This window comes from Hydrogenophilus thermoluteolus (assembly GCF_003574215.1).
In the GTDB taxonomy this organism is placed as follows: domain Bacteria; phylum Pseudomonadota; class Gammaproteobacteria; order Burkholderiales; family Rhodocyclaceae; genus Hydrogenophilus; species Hydrogenophilus thermoluteolus.
Genome location: NZ_AP018558.1, coordinates 1,756,444 through 1,773,666 on the forward strand (window position 1 = coordinate 1,756,444; position 17,223 = coordinate 1,773,666).

Here is a 17,223-nt window from a genome sequence, read left to right on the forward strand (position 1 = left end):
TCGATATTCCGATTATAGACCCCCATGCGCTGCTTCCTTTCGTACGCCTGCCCACCGCGCTATCATCGGGTAGGTCGAATACCGAGGAGCCCTGACCATGCCTGAGGAAGCAGCTCACGCACCCCGCACGCCCCTGGCCGCCCGGAAGGAGACGCCGCCCGCACCACTCCCGGAACCGTTCGTCGCCGAACTCCGCGCGCGCTTGGGCGAACGGTTCACGCAAAACCCGGCGGTTTGCGCACAACACGGCCACGACGAATCGCACTTTCCCGACGCCCCGCCGCAAGCGGTCGCATTCGTCACTTCGGCAGCCGAAGTGCAAGCGCTCGTGCGCGCGGCCGCCCAGCATCGCGTCCCCCTCATCCCCTTCGCCGCCGGCAGCTCGCTCGAAGGGCACGTCTTGGCTCCGTTGGGGGGCGTTGCGGTGGACTTCACCCAGATGAACCGCATCCTGGCGATCGAACCGGAAAACATGCTCGCCACTGTCGAACCGGGTGTCACCCGCACCCAACTCAACGCCGCGCTCAAAGAGACCGGGCTCTTCTTCCCGATCGACCCCGGCGCCGACGCGACGATCGGGGGCATGACCGCCACCCGCGCTTCCGGCACCAACGCAGTGCGCTACGGCACCATGCGGGAGAACGTCCTGGCGATCGACGCGGTACTGGCCAACGGCGAACCGATCCACACCGGCACCAAAGCGCGCAAATCGAGCGCGGGTTACGATCTCACCCGGCTGTTGGTCGGCTCCGAAGGGACGCTTGCTCTCTTTACCGCGATCACCGTGCGCCTCCACCCGTTACCGGAGGCAGTCGCCGCCGCGGTCTGCCCTTTCCCGACGATCGGCGCTGCAGTACATACCGTGATCGCCGCGATCCAAATGGGCGTTCCCCTGGCGCGCGTCGAATTCCTCGACGAACGCGCAGTAGCCGCAATCAACCGCTACAGTCATACCGAATACCCCGAAACGCCCACCCTCTTCTTCGAATTCCACGGTTCGGAAAGCGCCGTGGCCGAACAGATCGAACTCGTCAAAACGCTTGCAGAAGAAGCAAACGGCGGACCGTTCCTCTGGGCAAACCGCCCGGAAGAGCGAACACGGCTGTGGGCCGCGCGGCACAAAGCCTACTTCGCCTGCCTGGCGTTGCGCCCCGGCTGCCGCGGCACCACCACCGACGTCTGCGTCCCCATCGCCCGCCTAGCCGAAGCGGTGGAAGCGGCGCGCCGCCTCATCGACGCCTCTGGCTTCATCGCCCCGATCCTGGGGCACGTGGGCGATGGAAACTTCCACACCCTGATCCTCGTCAACCCCGACGACCCCGACGAAATCGCCCGTGCCGAAGCACTCAACGAAGCGATCGTCACTGCCGCGCTCGCGCTCGAGGGCACGTGCACCGGCGAACACGGGATCGGGTTGGGTAAGAAGGCGTTTCTCCGCCAAGAAGCGGGCGAAACCGCCGTTGCAGCCATGCGCGCAGTCAAGCAAGCGCTCGACCCGCTCGGGATTCTCAACCCAGGGAAAATTTTCGAGTAAAATAGTCGGGAACTTTCTGCTGACCGGCTTGTCTGAAGGATCACAGCGTGGCAACAGCAGCCATGGTTTTCATCCTCCCTCCTCCTCCCGCCCTCCTCCCTGAGCGGGATTGAACGCCCGGACGAACCCGTCTGGGCGTCTTTTTTTATCGCCGTGCGTTCGCGTTAGCATCCCCCGTTTTCGGTAGACGCCACCACAGCCAGAGTATGCTGCTGCGCCGCTGCGAACCAATTACCGACCACTGTTTCCACTTCCGCAACCCCCGTGCGCTGCAACGCCGAAAAGAGCTGCGCGGAAACCTGCCACCCGCGGGGTGCCAGCGCGCGCCGAACCTCGGCAAGCGTGGCTGCCGCTTTGCCGCGCGAAAGCTTGTCCGCTTTACTGAGCAAAACATGAACCGGCAACCCGCGCGGTGCGAACCATTCAAGAAGCTGCCAGTCGAGCGGCGTCAGCGGATGGCGGGCATCCATCACGTGCACGAGGCCAATCAGCGCGTCCCGGTTCATCAGATAGTGTTCGATCAACCCCACCCACTGCCGACGCACCGCTTCCGGCACCTTGGCGTAACCAAAACCGGGCAGATCGACCAGATAACACCCCGCAGGCGTGCGAAAAATGTTGAGCAATTGCGTCCGCCCAGGCGTCCGCGAGACATACGCCAGCCGTTTGTGGCCCGTCAATGTGTTGATTGCGCTCGATTTCCCCGCATTCGAGCGCCCGACGAACGCCACCTCCGGTCCCGCCGCAGGCGGCAACCCCGTCGGTTTCGCGATCGAGGTCACGAATGCCGTACCACGAAAAAAACCGTCATTGTTGAGATGCATCAAACGCTTGCACTTCCACGAAAATTGTCACTTCCGTTAGAATAGCAGTTTTGAGTTGCTTCGTCTTGGGGAACCGTCATGAAACCACTCGTAGTCGCTAGCTCGCTGCTTCTCGTCGCTGGCGCCGCGCACGCTGTCGAGCCGGCCCGTGTGCAGGAGATCGTCACCACCATTTGCGCCGCGTGCCATGGCACCGACGGCAACAGCGCTGTTGCCGAATACCCGAAACTGGCCGGACAACACGCCGAATACCTCTACAAGCAGTTGGTGGAATTCAAGAGTTGGAACGGGGAACCCCCCAAGCGTGAAAACGCGATCATGAACGGCATGGTCGCCACCCTCACCAAAGAAGAGATGAAAGCGGTCGCGGAATACTTCAGCCAACAAAAACCGGCAGAAAGCGCCGCGCAAAACCCGGCCACATTGGCGCTGGGGCAAAAGATCTGGCGCGCCGGAATCGCCAGCAAAGGGGTCCCGGCGTGCGCCGCGTGCCACGGCCCGTCGGGTAGCGGGATCCCGGTTCAGTACCCGATGCTAAAAGGTCAACACCCGCAATACACCGTCGCGCAACTCAAAGCGTTCCGCGAACAGCAACGCGCCAACGACCCCGAAGCGATGATGCGCATGGCCGTCAATGCCATGACCGACAGCGAAATGGCGGCTGTTGCCGACTACATCGCCGGCTTGCGCTGAGAACTGTCTGACCGGTCGCGTGAACAGGCCATCTACCCCCGGTCGAGCCTAACTGCTCGGCCGGGAAGTTTTTCTCTTTTGCTTGTCACGTTTTGCCCGGAGCGCAAGCAACCTTTCGACCTCCGCGCGAGAAAACCCCGCCTGTTCCCGCGCCGCCCAATTGACCGGCGGATGGGGTAACGGCGCACGAAACCGTTCGACCAACGCCTGATAGGTCTCCTCCGGCGGCAAACTCCGTTCGGCACACAACCAGCGAAACCAGCGACCCCCTGCCGCCACGTGGCCGACTTCGTCGCGCAAAATCACATCGAGCACCGCCAGCGACGCCGTGTCGCCAATTTGCCGCAACTTCTCCTGAATCACCGGTGTCGCGTCCAACCCGCGCGCCTCCAATACCCGCGGCACCAACGCCATACGCGCCAGCGGATCGTCCATCGTCTTCACCGCCATCTCCCACAACCCATTATGGGCAGGGAAATCGCCATAGAAAAACCCCAACGCTTCGAGCCGCGCGCACACCAAACCGAAGTGGTACGCCTCCTCCGCCGCGATCCGAAGCCAATCGGCGTGAAACGCCGTCGGCATCGCGGCAAAACGCCACACACAATCGAGCGCCAGATCGATCGCGTTGAACTCGATGTGCGCCACCGCGTGCAGCAGCGCCGCATGCCCTTCGCGCGTACCCACCTTGCGCTTCGGCATCGCCGCGGGCGGCAACAAGACTGGCCGCTCAGGGCGCCCTGGCTGCAGCAGTGGCGGCGGCAACGGCCGTTTTGGTTCGACGCGAAGCGCGCCTGACTGCCACCCCTGCCACAACTCCTGCGCGCCCGCGCACTTCGCCGCCGGTTCGGCGGTCATCAGCACCCGAAACGCCGCCTCATGCACCGAACGCCCAGAACGCTCCGACTGTTCCCCTTGTGCAGAATGCGCCACATTCACTGGCATCGTTTCCCTCATGGGCGCTCCCAAACCCAACGGCCCGATTATGCCGCACAACCCGCGCCGCCCGCGTTACAATCCCAAAAACAGCGTACCGCAGACCACGCCACAGCGCGCACCTTCACAATCCGAAGAGAGGAGAACCCCGATGCTTTCGGTTGCCGACGCCCAAACCGCGATCCGTGCCGCACTCCAACCTGTGATGGCGTGGGAACTCGTCCCACTGCCCCAAGCGCTGAACCGCATCCTTGCCGAACCGATCCTTGCGCCGTTCAACGTCCCAGCCCACGACAACGCCGCCATGGACGGTTACGCGGTACGCGCCGCGGACCTTGCCCCCGATCGACCCACCACGCTCACCGTGATCGGGAGCGCCTTTGCCGGGCACCCCTTCACTGGTGCGCTCACCGCCGGCACCGCAGTACGGATCATGACCGGCGCCGAAATCCCCAACGGGGCGGACACCATCGTCCCGCAAGAACTCTGTACCGCCCACGACAGCGCCACCGTCACCATCCCCCCCGGGCAAAAAGCCGGGCAACACCTGCGCCGCGCGGGCGAAGACCTTGCCGCCGGCAGCGTCGCGCTACCCGTGGGCCGCCGCCTGGGCGTTGCCGAACTCGGGCTCATCGGGTCGCTCGGCATCGGGTCGGTGCGCGTTTATCGCCGGCTGCGCTGCGTCGTCCTCTCCACCGGCGACGAAATCGCCACGATCGGCGAACCGCTCGCCCCGGGACAGATCTACGACAGCAACCGCCATACGCTCACCGCCGCGCTCACACGCCTGGGGTGCGACGTGCTCGACTTCGGCATCGTGCGCGACGACCCCGAACTACTGCGCGCTCGCTTCACCGACGCAGCGGAAACCGCCGACGTGGTCCTCACCTCCGGCGGCGTCTCGGTGGGCGAAGCCGACTTCATCCGCCAACTCATGAGCGAACTCGGCGCCGTTCACTTCTGGCAACTGGCGATCAAACCCGGGCGACCGCTTGCGTTCGGCCGCATCAAAACCGCCTGGCTCTTTGGGCTGCCGGGTAACCCTGTCGCCTCGTTGGTGGCCTTCGCCGCGTTTGCCCGCGACGCGCTGCGCTACCTGCAAGGAGAAGACCCGGTGACGCCCGCAGAACCGATCCCGGTCACCCTGGCGCACCCGATCCGCAAAAAACCGGGGCGGCAAGAGTACCTGCGCGGCACATTGGCGCGCGAAAACGGCACGCTGGTGGCGCACGTTGCCGGCGCCCAGGGTTCGGGCATCCTCAGCTCGATGACCCGCGCCACCGGCTTCATCATCCTTCCCGAAGAGGCCGGTGACCTACCGGAAGGGGCAACGGTGGCGTTCCTGCCGTTTGCGGTGGTGTTTTGACGGACGGGAAACAGGCTATTCCTGCAACATGATCAGCGCTTCGTCCAGTCCATGACGGAAATAGTGCAACCGGCTGGAACGGTCGGCAAGATGGGCTGCAGAAACGGAAGCGAATGAAAACGGGAAAAAACTTGGCGACCCCATGACGACGGACAACGCCTGTCCTGTGGTCGCTTGCGCGCGCAAATAGGCCTCGGTCAACCAAGCAATCAGTGCTGCTTGATCGATCGCAACCGAGGAAGCAGGGCGATACAGGCCCTGCTCATCGGTCTCCACAAGCACGCCCCAATCCACGAAACTGCGCAGAAGCCGTTGTGCTGCCCGTGAAACCGTTTCACGCTCTCCATATTGCTCGCGCAATCGGCGTTGTACCTGACTGACCGTCACCGCACCTTGAAGCCTGAGGAGTCGCCCCACGTTGGCCGCTACCGCGCCCCAGAACGGATAAACCGCCATAATCATGCCCCAGTGCACGGCAACATGGCACTCGCGCGGCAGTTTGACAAGGAATTTGAGCCCATCTTGTTGCAGAGGGCGCAGTTCAAGCGGGGGGCGAACCCAGATTCTCATCAAGATCGTCACCGTCTTATCTAACGATCCGCGGGCAGCGGTATTCGCGGACTGAAACGCGCTTTGAAGCTCAGAACAGAGCGCCGTTTTCACCGCTGGTGTGTGCATTCCAGCAAGAACCAAACCGGCAGCGTAGTCTAGCCATTTCAGACGCACAATCCGATCAAGGCCGATTTGGCTCTGTCGCGATGATTTCATCGGTTTTGTCTCTCAATTTGGACGAAAGGCACGATCAGCTCTTCAACGCTGATACCGCCATGCCCCACAATGGTTTCGCCTTCGCGCACAAAAGCGGTTCGGTACGGTGCGATTAGCGCCAAATAATCTTCTGGCAAACCGATGGGCGGCCATTCCAACGACTGAGGGAAACGCTCTTTAATTTGCGCCCGCAATCTGTAATCCGAATAGACACGCACGCGCTCGCCGCGCACGTCCGCAACCGCCCCTTCGGCAGGTCGCCCCACCCCTTGCGCCTCAACGTTGCCGTGGTCCGAAGCCAGGTACGCCTGGAAACCTTTGGTATGTAGGATACCGAGAAGATCCCGCAGGAATCCCTGCTTAGTCCAAAGACGAACCTGGTTGTGCATACCCGCTGCACCCAGCGCCATGCCGTGCAGAATCTGGTCGACCTTATCGATGACCAGCCCGACGACACGTAATTTGGGCCGAGAGATAAGCTCAGAAACTTTGTCCAAATCCCCTTCGCCCAGCCCCTTGGCGTAAGCCACCTCATTTGCGTTAAGCCCCTGATCGACCCAGAACTGCGTCCAAAGGGCTGGCTCTTTGTCTGTGGTATGGATACTCGCCGGGAAAAAGATCGGTGGCTTGCCGGCAAAGGCGGCTTGCCGGGAAACCGAGGTGATAGTGGGAATCCAAGCGAAAACGGCGTTCTCACGGAACCGCAGAGACGAATCCTGCTCGCTGAGTACCTCACGCAAGACGATCCATTGGTCTAGGGCGAGGCCATCTACCAACAGAAAAGCGATTTTCGAGCGTCGGTCGTCTCCGAGGCTTCGGGCGAGGAACCGCGGGATGTGATGCAGCATTACCGGTGGTGTGGGCGGCAGGTTGATCAGACTCCCGTAGCGCTTCATCACCCAATCGGTGAGCGCGGAATCGATCCGGGATCTCAGAGCCTGAAGGCGCGCCCGGTATCCTTCCGGCAGGATGGTGTCCGGCTCCAGCTCCAACGCGACGAGTTCCGCCCAACGGTAAGCAAACTGCAGCCACTCCCCATGACGCACCTCCACCGTGGGGATCGTCTTTTCAAGGGCATCCAGCAGCCCCTCCATGCGGCGGCGTCGGTTCTCCTCGGAGGAGACTTCGATCCCGTAAGCCACCCAGGTCTTGGCAAGCATCTGCGATTGCTTGTGCGGAACCGGCTGGAGCAAGCCCTCAAAGAAAAGATTATCGAGGTAAATGCGGACATCGGGGTGGTCGAACGGCAGGTGCGGGGTGCTTAGGGCATAGTGCGCCTCCACCTCGCGCACCTTGCACTTTTCACCGAGCATTTGAGCTGCGAATTGGTCGAGGAACACCGGCCAGCGCTCCTGCAAGAACGCAAAGAATGCTTGCCCATCCGGAATGATGGCCTCCAGAGGCCAATCCTCGAACCGGCCGTTTTGACGAAGCATTTGGATCAAGCGCTCATCGAGAATGGCCGGAATTCGTTGTCCACGGTAATGGCGGCGCAGCAAAACTCGGAGCAGACCCTGAGGCTCTTTGATCAGTTCTGGCGCAATGTCAAATACATGACGCAGGATGAAGTCTTTCGTAGCGTTGTCGCCGAGCTGCCCCGGCGCGTGCCTCAATTGCGCATCGAACAACGCATCGAGATCAGCCCGATCGAGCGCCGCAACAACGGGGTAGCTGAGATTCGGAAAGAGATCGCTCAAGGAGAACGAGAGCTTGCGGCCAGCCTGCAGCAGGTCGTAGGGTAAGGCATCAAGATCGCTCGACGGCGATCTCAGCACCACCACCAGATCGGTTTCCTCGCCGCGGTCCCAGCGGGAGCGGAACTTGGATTCGTAGGCATAGCGAAAGGCGACATGATCCTCGAACGGGATCAGCTCAAAGCCCCGTTCCCGGATCCCTTCGAGAACACCTTCTTCAAGGAGAAGGCCATCCGGATCCGCGACCAGGGTAAGCCGGGCGACTTGGGGTGTGAACTCCCGCAGGATTTGGTCACGCCAACTACCCATGGACGCCTCCCTCCACGCGGACGAGAAGCAGGGGCGCCATTTCCGGCAAGATCTGGGCCCTGCGCTCGAGTTGTTCCCTGAAGCGTTCTTCCTCCTGTTCCAAGAGACTCAGGCGATGGTTACGGACCTGGGGCAGTCCGATGCGCTCGATGGCTCTGCGTCGCGCAGCGAAGGCGTACTCGCCCTTTTCGCGCTCCCATGCAAGGCGCTCCTGGTGAGCGGCTACCAGCTCGTCGTAGATCGTCTTCCCCTGGCGCTCCGCCGTATCCCAAAGTCGCTCGAAGGCTTGATGCGAGGTCTCGACGTCCAAATGCCAGAGGATCGTGGGCTTCGTTACCACCAGTTGATCCCAGATGTGCCGGGCAGTCGGTGCAAACACCCGACCGTCGTCGGCGAGGAACAAAGGCATGATGCGTCTTCGCCGCGTCTCGGGTTCCGGGTCGAGTCTCTCTTGTGTGTCGGAAAGATTCGTGCGCCGCAACGCACCACACGTGACTGAAATCTGCCAAAGCGACCAAAAACCCCTGATCTCTGGGGCAAGACCAGGTAGCGTGATGACCGGGATTGGTTGTCCCGGGGCAAAGGGAGGCAGGCGCATGGCCAGCCCACGCACCTTGGGATCTTCCAGCGTCAAGTGGTAGGGACACACTGATTTATTCGCAGATCGATGGGCCGAACTCATCCCTGACATGCGAGAATTGAAGTACTGACATTTGATAGGCACTTGACGATGCAAGCGAGCTTTTCCGAACTTGAATATGCGAGCAAGAAGAAAGTGACGCGGCGCGACCGGTTTCTTGCCGAAATCGATGCGGTAACGCCTTGGTCGGCGCTGGTGGCTGAGATCGAACCGTTCTACCCGAAGGGAACCGGACGAGGCCGGCCGCCGATTGGCGTGGAACGCATGCTGCGCATGTATATTGCCCAGCAGTGCTTCGGATTGTCCGATGAAGGGATCGAAGACGCCATCTACGACAGCCAGGCCATCCGGCGCTTCGTTGGCATCGACCTGTCGCGGGAGTCTGCGCCCGATGCCACCACCCTGCTCAAGTTTCGCCGCCTGCTGGAAACGCACCATCTGACCGAGCGCATCTTTGCTGCCATCAATACCGTGCTGGCGCAGAAGGGTTTGATCCTCAAGGAAGGCACGGTCGTTGATGCCACGATCATCGCCGCACCGTCCTCGACCAAGAACCGAAGCGGCAAGCGCGATCCGGAAATGCATCAAACCAAGAAGGGCAATCAGTGGTACTTTGGCATGAAAGCCCACATTGGCGTCGATGCCGAAACCGGCATCACCCACACGCTGGTGACCACCCCGGCCAACACCAATGATGTCACCCAAGCCCATGCCCTGCTGCATGGAGAAGAGAAAGTGGCCTTTGGCGATGCGGGCTACCAGGGCGTCGAGAAGCGGCAAGAGAACCGCAACGGCAAGGTTCGATGGGAAGTCGCGATGCGTCCGGGCAAACGCAAGGCGCTGCCGAAGACGGCGATGGGCAGGTTGATCGACAAGATCGAGCAACTCAAGGCAAGCGTGCGTGCCAAGGTCGAGCACCCGTTTCACATCGTCAAGAACCTCTTCGGCATGAAGAAGGTACGCTACAAGGGATTGGCGAAGAACACTGCGCAGCTCTACACGCTCTTTGGGTTGGCGAATCTGCTGATCGCCAAGCGGCAATTGTTTGCGCTCAACGCCCAAGGTGCGTCCTGAGAGGGGCGAAATGAGGAAATTCGCCGAGAAACGAGGCGAAAGCCAGCCGAAAATGGCGGCAAAAAAGACATTTCTTGCCCACCGAGGTGTCAATGTCGAAGGGATACGGTCAATCTCGCTCATTTCCAGTCAAATGCTGATTTGTTCAGCGTGTCCGTAGCTCAAAGGGCTCGCTTCTGCCTCTTTGCTGGTGAAGACGACATGGGTCAGTCGCTCGCCGCCCGGCCAAGTGAGCTCCCAGGCGCCGTGCTTCCTCTCCGCCTTGCCGCCGTGCGCCTGCAGGTAGCTTACCGTCATGCGCTCTACCCAATGTGGGAGCGGATGAGCCAGCAGCCGCTGCGCTTCACCGGGATCTAGGTCTTCAACAGAACCGAGCACCGAGGCGCTTTGCCGAGACTGGCGGGCCTGCTCCTCAATGCTCTGCACCACTTCATTGATTTTCGTTTCCGCTTCCTCAGGATTGAGGATGGCCTCCACATACAGATCATCGAAAATGCGCCCCGCCTGAGCAGAGTCGAGCACGTCACCGGTCTTGTCGATGCCGAACTCCTCGAAGATGACCGCCAGTTTCTCTTCCAGAACCTCGCGGACACGGTGCTCGACCGAGTCCTCGAACACGAAGTTGATGGCGCGCACCGTGTGGCTCTGGCCGATGCGGTCCACCCGGCCGATGCGTTGTTCCAGGCGCATCGGGTTCCAGGGGATGTCGTAGTTGATGACCACATGACAGAACTGGAGGTTGAGACCCTCACCACCGGCGTCCGTCGAGATGAGGATGCGGGCATCCTTGGCGAATGCGTCCTGGACGCGTTTGCGCTCCTCCATGTCCATGGAGCCGTTGAGGCACACCACCGTAAAGCCACGCTCGCTCAGGAACTCGAACAGCATCTCCTGGGTCGGCACGAACTCGGTGAACACCAGCACCTTGAGATCCGGATCGCCTTCCTCGGCCTGAAGACGGTAGATCCACTCCAGGAGCGCTTCGGCCTTAGCGTCCGGGCCTTGGGCTTCGCAGCGCTTGGCCGCTTCCAGGAGCCGCTTCACCTCGGCCCGTTCATTCTTCAGGGCCTTGAGCCGGGTCTTGAGCAGCGTTTCCATCAGCTCCTGGCCGTCCAGATCGGCCCAGTCCTCCTCGCTGAGCTGCGAAAAGAGTGTGAGCTGTTCCTGCGGAGCATCGAGCGCTTCGAGGCGCCGCTCCAGGGTGGTGCGGATGGCGCAGGTGCTGGAGACCACCAGGCGCTGCATCAGAATCATAAGGAATCCGATGGCGCTGCGCTTCTCGAGCATGGCCTGGTTGTAGCCCTCGCGCACGTATTCGGTCACCGCCGCGTAGAGCAGCCGTTGATCCCGGTGGCGATCCTCCCAGGAGACCGGCGCAAGCTCCGTGCGCCGAGGTTTGAAAAGCGGCTTGCCCTGCGCGTCGATGGCCCGGCGCTTTTCTGTTCGGATGACGTAGGGCTGTACCCGCTCCTTGGAAATACTTTCCTCATCGGGAAACGCTTCTGGATCCAGTAAAGAGAGGAGCCGCCTAAAATGATCCGTCTTCCCCTGGTGCGGCGTAGCGGAGAGCAGGAGCAGGTAGGGCGCCGCCTCGGCCAGCCCCTGGCCGAGCTTGTAGCGGGCCACCTGGTCCGTGCTCCCACCCAAGCGATGGGCCTCGTCCACGATGACCAGGTCCCAGCCGGCGGAGATCAGGTCCTCGAAGCGTTCCCGGTTGTACGCGGCCACCTGATCCCTCGACCAGCCGCGCCGGCTGTCCAGGGGCTTCACAGAGTCCATGGGGCAGACCACCTGTGGATGGCTCTGCCAGAGGTTGTCTTCTTGGGCAATGCGGCGGTAGGCGGAGAAGTCGCTCGGGATGAGCAGGCGGAACTCCTCCCCGAAGTGGGTGCGCATTTCCGCCACCCATTGGGTCACCAGGCCCTTCGGGGCGATCACCAGCGTTCTCTCTACCTGCCCTCGGAGCTTGAGCTCCCGCATGATAAGACCTGCCTCGATGGTCTTGCCCAGGCCCACCTCGTCTGCCAGGAGATAGCGCACGCGGTCGCCCGACATGGCCCTGGAGAGCGCTCGAATCTGATGGGGCAACGGGATGACGTTGGACACCATGGGAACCAGCAATACATGACCCTCGGTGGCGCTAGTGGAACCTTCGAGCACCCCGGTCACCTTGGCTGCGGCAGCCACATAAGCTATGCATCCGGCTTCAATCTCTGGCCGCAGGTCGGCACTCAGCGGCCGCAAGGCAGAGCAGGGCACGCGCACCACCGCGTCCTGGTTCGGCAACCAGATGCGGCACACTGTCTGATCCCACAAAGTTTGTTTTTCGATGACCTTGCAGGCGCTCTTATGAACGGTGCTGTAGTGCCACTCGTGATTCATTGTGGAAACCAGGTTCGCAACACATCAACAACCGATCGGAACGTTTCGCAGTCCATCAATCCCTTCACGCCCGCAAGCTTACCAATTTCGGCAAAGTCTCTGGGTGAAATGGTCCTTTTGAGGCGCTCCCTCATCACATATTCAAAAAGCTCCTTGGGTTGTTCAGCCTTGAGTACATCCACAGGCTTGCCGAGCTTACTTGAACGATCTGCAAGCCAGGTATTTAGTTGCTCTGCTGATATGCCGCAATAGGAGATCAATGCGTTTTCGCAATACCAAAGCCATTGCTCCAGCTCGGGCACAAAAATAGTGATAGAACTGTTTCCGCTCCAGGTGTAGGAGTCGAGCTTATTTTGAATTTCATCGCGCACTTGCTCGGGCGATTGATTATGGTCACGACCAGAACCGTGATGATCCCATGTAAGAAGCGCTTTTTGGTATTTCCCTTTCTTCATTCTCGTCAGTTCCGGACCACTTTGCACCATCCCAGAATCACGCTGAGGGTGCCGCTCAATGTCGAAAGTAATCTGGCGAATGCCCAACGCCAGAGGTTTATTTAGAAGCGAATTCATAAAGGCTTGTGCATCCGCGTCGGCAACATATAGGAGCAAGTCCTTCATTCAAGCACCCCCGCCGCAAAAACAATCCCCAGATCTGGCGCGCCGTCCCAGTCCTTCAGCGCGGGATGATTACGCCCTGCAGTGATATGTGCACCGTCCGTATCACGGCTAAAGCAAAGCAGAGGATCAATGCCACACTGCTGTACGACAAATGGGGAATGAGTCGCCACTAACATCTGAGAACGCGGCACTGTTGAAAGTGAGCGCAGAATAATTTCAAGTGCCTTCGGATGAACTCCGTTTTCCGGCTCTTCAACCATGTAAAGAGCAGGCTCCGGAGGTAAAAACGCTGGCAAAGTCAATGCAAGCATCCTCAGTGTGCCATCCGACAGTACCCAGCTTGGAGCCTCAAGCCCGTTTTCATATCGGAGCACCAGATATTCGGCATTATCTGCCTGCCTTCTAGCCCATCCAATGTTCACCAAGTCAGGCAATGCATAGCGCAAATGTTCAACCCAGTTATATACAGGACCCGACTCTGCCCAGTAAGGCCCCAAACCACCACCCGCGCCAAGAAGACGACCAACGACACGAGCTAAATTCGTACCGTCAAGCTCCAAATCTGTGGGTCGAGTGGCAGGACAGGGTAAACGCATGGCTGGGCTATTGAGCTGAATGTAACGAACCCCTTGCATCAGGAATCGTCGCACAGTATTGGCTGTCGGATAACGCTCTTCGTCAGGCGGTGTGAGAGCAAGCGTCAATTTATCCAATCCAAAATTGAACGAATCCTGATAGGTTCCCTTCTCTCGTAAATAGAAGTCGGTCCCTTTCGTGGTTTTGCCCAATAGTCGTTTAGGTTTTACCTTGGGGCTGAATTCTATTGTCCTGCCACTAGGAAGCCAACTTTTCGAATACTGGCGAAGAATTTCATCATGGACACAAACCCCTAGTTTTGGATCCTGCTTGATTGCAAGACGATAGTTGATCAAGCTTTCTGCCAAGGCGGGCAGTTGATCAGAAAGATCGAGCCATAGCTCAACCTCAATAATTCCTCCTTGACGCATCCAGGTAAGATCATCGAAATCGGCAATATGTCGAGATTCAACGGCTACAGCCGGACCGTGGGCCAGGCAATCTCTTACAAAGTCGATGGCATCAAGAAATGTCGTCTTTCCAACGCCATTCGGTCCGACCAGAACATGAAAACGCGACAGTGGGAGATTTGATAACTCCCGAATGCCTTTATAATTTTTTATAGAGATGCCTACGATCATGATTCTCCTCCCACCCTTGTCACCGCCTGGTCGTACCACATGAGAAGCTTGGGATCCTCCTGGAGGACGTTATCGGGGATCTTGCGCGCCACGGCGATTATGGTCGCGTAGTCCCGATCCTGCCATGCCTTCTTGAAGCCGGCGCGGACGGCCTCGAGGCGGAACACCTTCAGGCGCCTCTGCTTGGACTCGCGGTACTCCTCGAACTCGCGCAGCAGGGCCCGCTCACGGAGCTTCTCCAGGTCGCTGGCCTTGTTGGGGTCCGGGACGTACCAGCGGTCTTTGGCGCGAGTGATGAGGACTGAGGACTGAGTGCTGAGTTGGCCGTTCTCCTCCGCCGCACGGCCGGAAGCCAGCTCTTCCTGAATGATTTTGCGGAGGTCGGCGCTTTGCTTCATCCAGGAGACAAGTTGGGCTGGAATCGGGCCCTTGCCGTCGTAGCGGAGGAAGTTCTGCTCCAGCAGTTCATCAAGTTCGAGCATTTTTTCGTTCTTCTTCCAGCCACCAATCTCCTGCATGAACTGCGGTTTAAGATCGCCTGCAGTCTGCGGCTTCCTGGTGAGCTGCTGCTTGAGCCACTGGATGGCGGAGGCCTCATCGGTGACGAAGAGCTGGAGCTGCAGGATCTCTTTCACTTTCATGCGCTTCTTGTCGTACTCCGCGACCTGCTCGGGCAGGAAGTACATCCCGTCGCGCTCCGGGAAGCGCTGGGCGAGACCGGCGTAGAACTCCGCCGCGGAGAGCGGTACCGTCACGCCCCGCTGGACGTGGAAGGCCACCATGCGGTCGAAGAGCAGGTAGTTCTGCCGCTCGGCGATGACCTCCGCCTTGCCGTCCTTTGAGACGAACACCGGAAGTTGTTTCAGGTGCGTGCGGACGAAGTCCCAGACACCTTCCTCGGTGCCGGCTTCGCGCTTGAAGCGCTCTTCCAGCCCCCCGTTTGGCTTGTAGCACGAAATGACCAGGTCCTGTTTGACGGCATTGGCGCTGGTCACCTGCTTGAACGAGCCCTGCTTCTTATCCAGCGTGCGCACGTCGGCGATGACGAAGCCCGCGGTTTGCAGTGCTTCCTGAATGCTGTTCCATACGCTGTTCTTGGAGTTGTGGAACTCCACCGTCATCCAGCGGCCTGGCTTGAGCACCCGATAGTATTCCCTGAAGCATTCGGTCATCAGCCGCTGGTATTCCGGCAGACCTTTGCCTTGGACCTTGTTCTCGATCGCTTCGGGCTCGTTGTTGGTAAAAACCTTGAGCCAGGATTCCCAGAGGAAGTTAAGTTCGGAGTACATCAGATTGCCGCCAAAGGGCGGATCGGTGAAGATGTAATCAATTGAATTATCTATTGGGGCGAAGCCCAGTGTTCTTGATTCCAAGATATTGTGTATTTGAATACAGCGGCCATTATCTGAAGAAAGGATGGCTCGGAATCTACGCTTGAAGTTCTCAAAGATCGAGCCTTCGCGCGGAAGTGATGGAACATACAATGTGCCTTTTAAAATCCCCCCCGCCGTATTTTTCGGGTTACGATTATCAAATCGAAAGCTGGATTGTATACTGCTGATCTGCAGCAATCCGGTAAGAACAAACAAACCATGAAGACTATTTCGATTCTTAAACTTACTAGATAGCGCCCCCAACACCCACAAATTCCGCTTGGTATAGAAATGGTGCACGTGGGTGAGGCCGATGTCATCGTTGCGACGAGATTCTTCGCCCTCCGGCATTCGGTCGGTCGGAAACCAGTAGGGAATGTCCAGCTCTTCGATCTTTTCGATCAGCGCCAGATCAAAGGCATCGGGCGTCTTTTCGTAGCGCTTCTTGCCCACGCTGTAGTTGATCAGAACCGGTACCTGCTTGGCCTGACGGATGGTTTCGCCGATGCTTTTGTCGTATCTGGTCACCCAGGCGCGATCCATATTGCGCTTGGTCAGGCTCGCCCCGCAGTGCGGGCAGGGAAATTCGTCTCTGACCTTGCCCGCTTCCTTGTCCACCGCCGCGTGCCAGAAGATCACCTCCTCGGTGCAGTCCGGGCAGACGAACACGTCAGACCAGACGGTGTAGTTGATCGTGCCGCGGCATAGGATCGACGCGATCAGCGCCCGCGCCTCGTCGGCCGTGCGGCATGCGCGCAGTTTCTCGGCCCACGTCGTCGCCTCGTTCGCAGCGGTGGTGGTGAGCGTGGCGTACATCCAGCCGCATTCGGCTTCTACCTCTTTCAGTATCTGGTTGGCTTCGCGCTCGAAGGCGCGCACGTCCACCGGTGTGTTGAAGTTGTAGGCGATAAAGGTCGCCGCCGGCGAGAGGTCGTTCAGCACAGCGCGCCGCGCGCCGAGCTTGGAAAAAGGCTTCCAGACCGTTTTGCCGTTTTCGTCCTGTTCCGGCTGGTAGATGGTGCCTGCATCATCCACCTTGTAGCCCAGCGACTCCACGGTTGCGCGGTCGCCGCAGAGTTGCGCCGCCACGCCGGTCATCCCCGTGCCGCAGAAACCGTCGAAGACCACGTCGCCCGGCTCGGTATAGTGCAGGATGTAGCGCATGATTGCCTTGTGCGGCACTTTGGTGTGGTAGGAGTGCGCGTTGTAGATGGGATCGTTCTTCCCCTCGCTCACATCCGCCGCGAACGGCTCCTTGCTGTACGGCACGTTCGGGTCGTAGGGCTTGCCGTAGTGCTTGATGAAGTCCGCGATGAAGGGGTTCGGACACGCCGTGTAATACGGTGGATCGGAGAGGTTCAGGATGTCTTTGATCTCACCGTGCGGGAAGCCGATCTCGTCCTTCCAGCGCTGGAGCAGATCCTTGTTTGAGTCCGCATGGCGCATGCGCTCGGCGAGCTCACGCAGATGCGCGTCATCCCCCATCGGCCATTTCTCGACCGACCCCATCCGTTCCACGGCGTCTTCCACCGTGGTGAAGGGCACACCGCCAAGTTTGGCGTGGAGTTCCTCCAGCCCTTCGCGCAAGAGGCGGAGGAAGTGCTCCCGCCGCGCTTCGTCGGAGGCGAATGTCTGGCCAAGACATTCGCCCGGTTCCTGGTTCCTGGTTTTGAGATCCTGGTTTTCAAAAAGGTTGTTTTGGTGGTTCATGTGAACTTTACTCCTTTTACTCCTTTTACTCCTTTTGACTGAATGAGGCGGAATGGAGCCGTCTTATTGCCATCATGCAATGC

The 17,223-nt window shown here is 59.7% G+C and carries 12 protein-coding genes and 1 pseudogene; 4 read left to right on the top strand and 9 right to left on the bottom strand.

From position 1 onward, the window contains the following. Positions 1-97 precede the first annotated feature (97 nt). Positions 98-1,534: an FAD-binding oxidoreductase gene (locus HPTL_RS08565; protein WP_119335610.1), complete on the top strand. Its 1,437-nt coding sequence runs from the start codon at positions 98-100 to the stop codon at positions 1,532-1,534. Positions 1,535-1,698: 164 nt separating this feature from the next. On the opposite strand, the gene yihA is transcribed toward HPTL_RS08565, so the two are convergent. Beyond that, positions 1,699-2,358, bottom strand: coding sequence for a ribosome biogenesis GTP-binding protein YihA/YsxC (gene yihA, locus HPTL_RS08570; RefSeq protein WP_119335611.1), 660 nt, complete (start codon positions 2,356-2,358; stop codon positions 1,699-1,701). 78 nt (positions 2,359-2,436) lie between these two features. Here yihA and HPTL_RS08575 point away from each other — a divergent pair, with 78 nt between their 5' ends. Then, positions 2,437-3,051 carry a c-type cytochrome gene (locus HPTL_RS08575; RefSeq protein WP_119335612.1) on the top strand — a complete coding sequence of 205 codons (615 nt, stop codon included), beginning with the start codon at positions 2,437-2,439 and terminating at the stop codon, positions 3,049-3,051. A 48-nt stretch (positions 3,052-3,099) separates the two neighbouring features. Here HPTL_RS08575 and HPTL_RS08580 read toward each other — a convergent pair whose 3' ends face one another. Further along, positions 3,100-3,996, bottom strand: coding sequence for a ferritin-like domain-containing protein (locus tag HPTL_RS08580; protein ID WP_408610119.1), 897 nt, complete (start codon positions 3,994-3,996; stop codon positions 3,100-3,102). A 142-nt stretch (positions 3,997-4,138) separates the two neighbouring features. On the opposite strand from HPTL_RS08580, the gene moeA reads away from it, so the two are divergent. Next, on the top strand, positions 4,139-5,353 hold the full coding sequence (gene moeA, locus HPTL_RS08585; RefSeq protein WP_119335613.1) for a molybdopterin molybdotransferase MoeA: 1,215 nt from the start codon (positions 4,139-4,141) through the stop codon (positions 5,351-5,353). 15 nt (positions 5,354-5,368) lie between these two features. Here moeA and HPTL_RS08590 read toward each other — a convergent pair whose 3' ends face one another. The 3 genes and pseudogenes from HPTL_RS08590 to HPTL_RS08600 form a co-directional block, all read right to left on the bottom strand. Next, positions 5,369-6,016: a hypothetical protein gene (locus tag HPTL_RS08590; RefSeq protein ID WP_197713651.1), complete on the bottom strand. Its 648-nt coding sequence runs from the start codon at positions 6,014-6,016 to the stop codon at positions 5,369-5,371. 101 nt (positions 6,017-6,117) lie between these two features. Then, positions 6,118-8,124: a BREX-3 system phosphatase PglZ gene (gene pglZ / locus HPTL_RS08595; RefSeq protein ID WP_119335615.1), complete on the bottom strand. Its 2,007-nt coding sequence runs from the start codon at positions 8,122-8,124 to the stop codon at positions 6,118-6,120. Next, positions 8,117-8,764, bottom strand: a pseudogene (locus tag HPTL_RS08600) (helicase); the annotation flags it as partial. The pseudogene HPTL_RS08600 and the gene pglZ, both read right to left, overlap by 8 nt. Positions 8,765-8,854: 90 nt before the next feature. Here HPTL_RS08600 and HPTL_RS08605 point away from each other — a divergent pair. After that, entirely contained in the window at positions 8,855-9,838 is a 984-nt protein-coding gene (locus HPTL_RS08605; RefSeq protein ID WP_108079864.1) for an IS5 family transposase, read from the top strand. 129 nt (positions 9,839-9,967) lie between these two features. Here the strand turns inward: HPTL_RS08605 and HPTL_RS08610 are convergent, their stop codons facing one another. Genes HPTL_RS08610 through HPTL_RS08625 form a run of 4 tightly spaced genes read right to left on the bottom strand, consistent with a single transcriptional unit; the run spans position 9,968 to position 17,140 of the window. Further along, positions 9,968-12,220: a DEAD/DEAH box helicase gene (locus HPTL_RS08610; RefSeq protein WP_197713653.1), complete on the bottom strand. Its 2,253-nt coding sequence runs from the start codon at positions 12,218-12,220 to the stop codon at positions 9,968-9,970. Continuing rightward, complete coding sequence (gene mads4, locus HPTL_RS08615) at positions 12,217-12,840, bottom strand: methylation-associated defense system protein MAD4 (RefSeq protein WP_119335616.1); 624 nt, start codon at positions 12,838-12,840, stop codon at positions 12,217-12,219. Before mads4 ends, HPTL_RS08610 begins: the two co-directional genes overlap by 4 nt. Further along, on the bottom strand, positions 12,837-14,057 hold the full coding sequence (locus HPTL_RS08620; protein ID WP_119335617.1) for an AAA family ATPase: 1,221 nt from the start codon (positions 14,055-14,057) through the stop codon (positions 12,837-12,839). Before HPTL_RS08620 ends, mads4 begins: the two co-directional genes overlap by 4 nt. Beyond that, positions 14,054-17,140 (bottom strand): DNA methyltransferase, encoded by a 3,087-nt coding sequence (locus tag HPTL_RS08625; protein ID WP_119335618.1) that lies wholly within the window; start codon positions 17,138-17,140, stop codon positions 14,054-14,056. The genes HPTL_RS08620 and HPTL_RS08625 overlap by 4 nt, the downstream gene beginning before the upstream one ends. Positions 17,141-17,223: the final 83 nt, after the last annotated feature.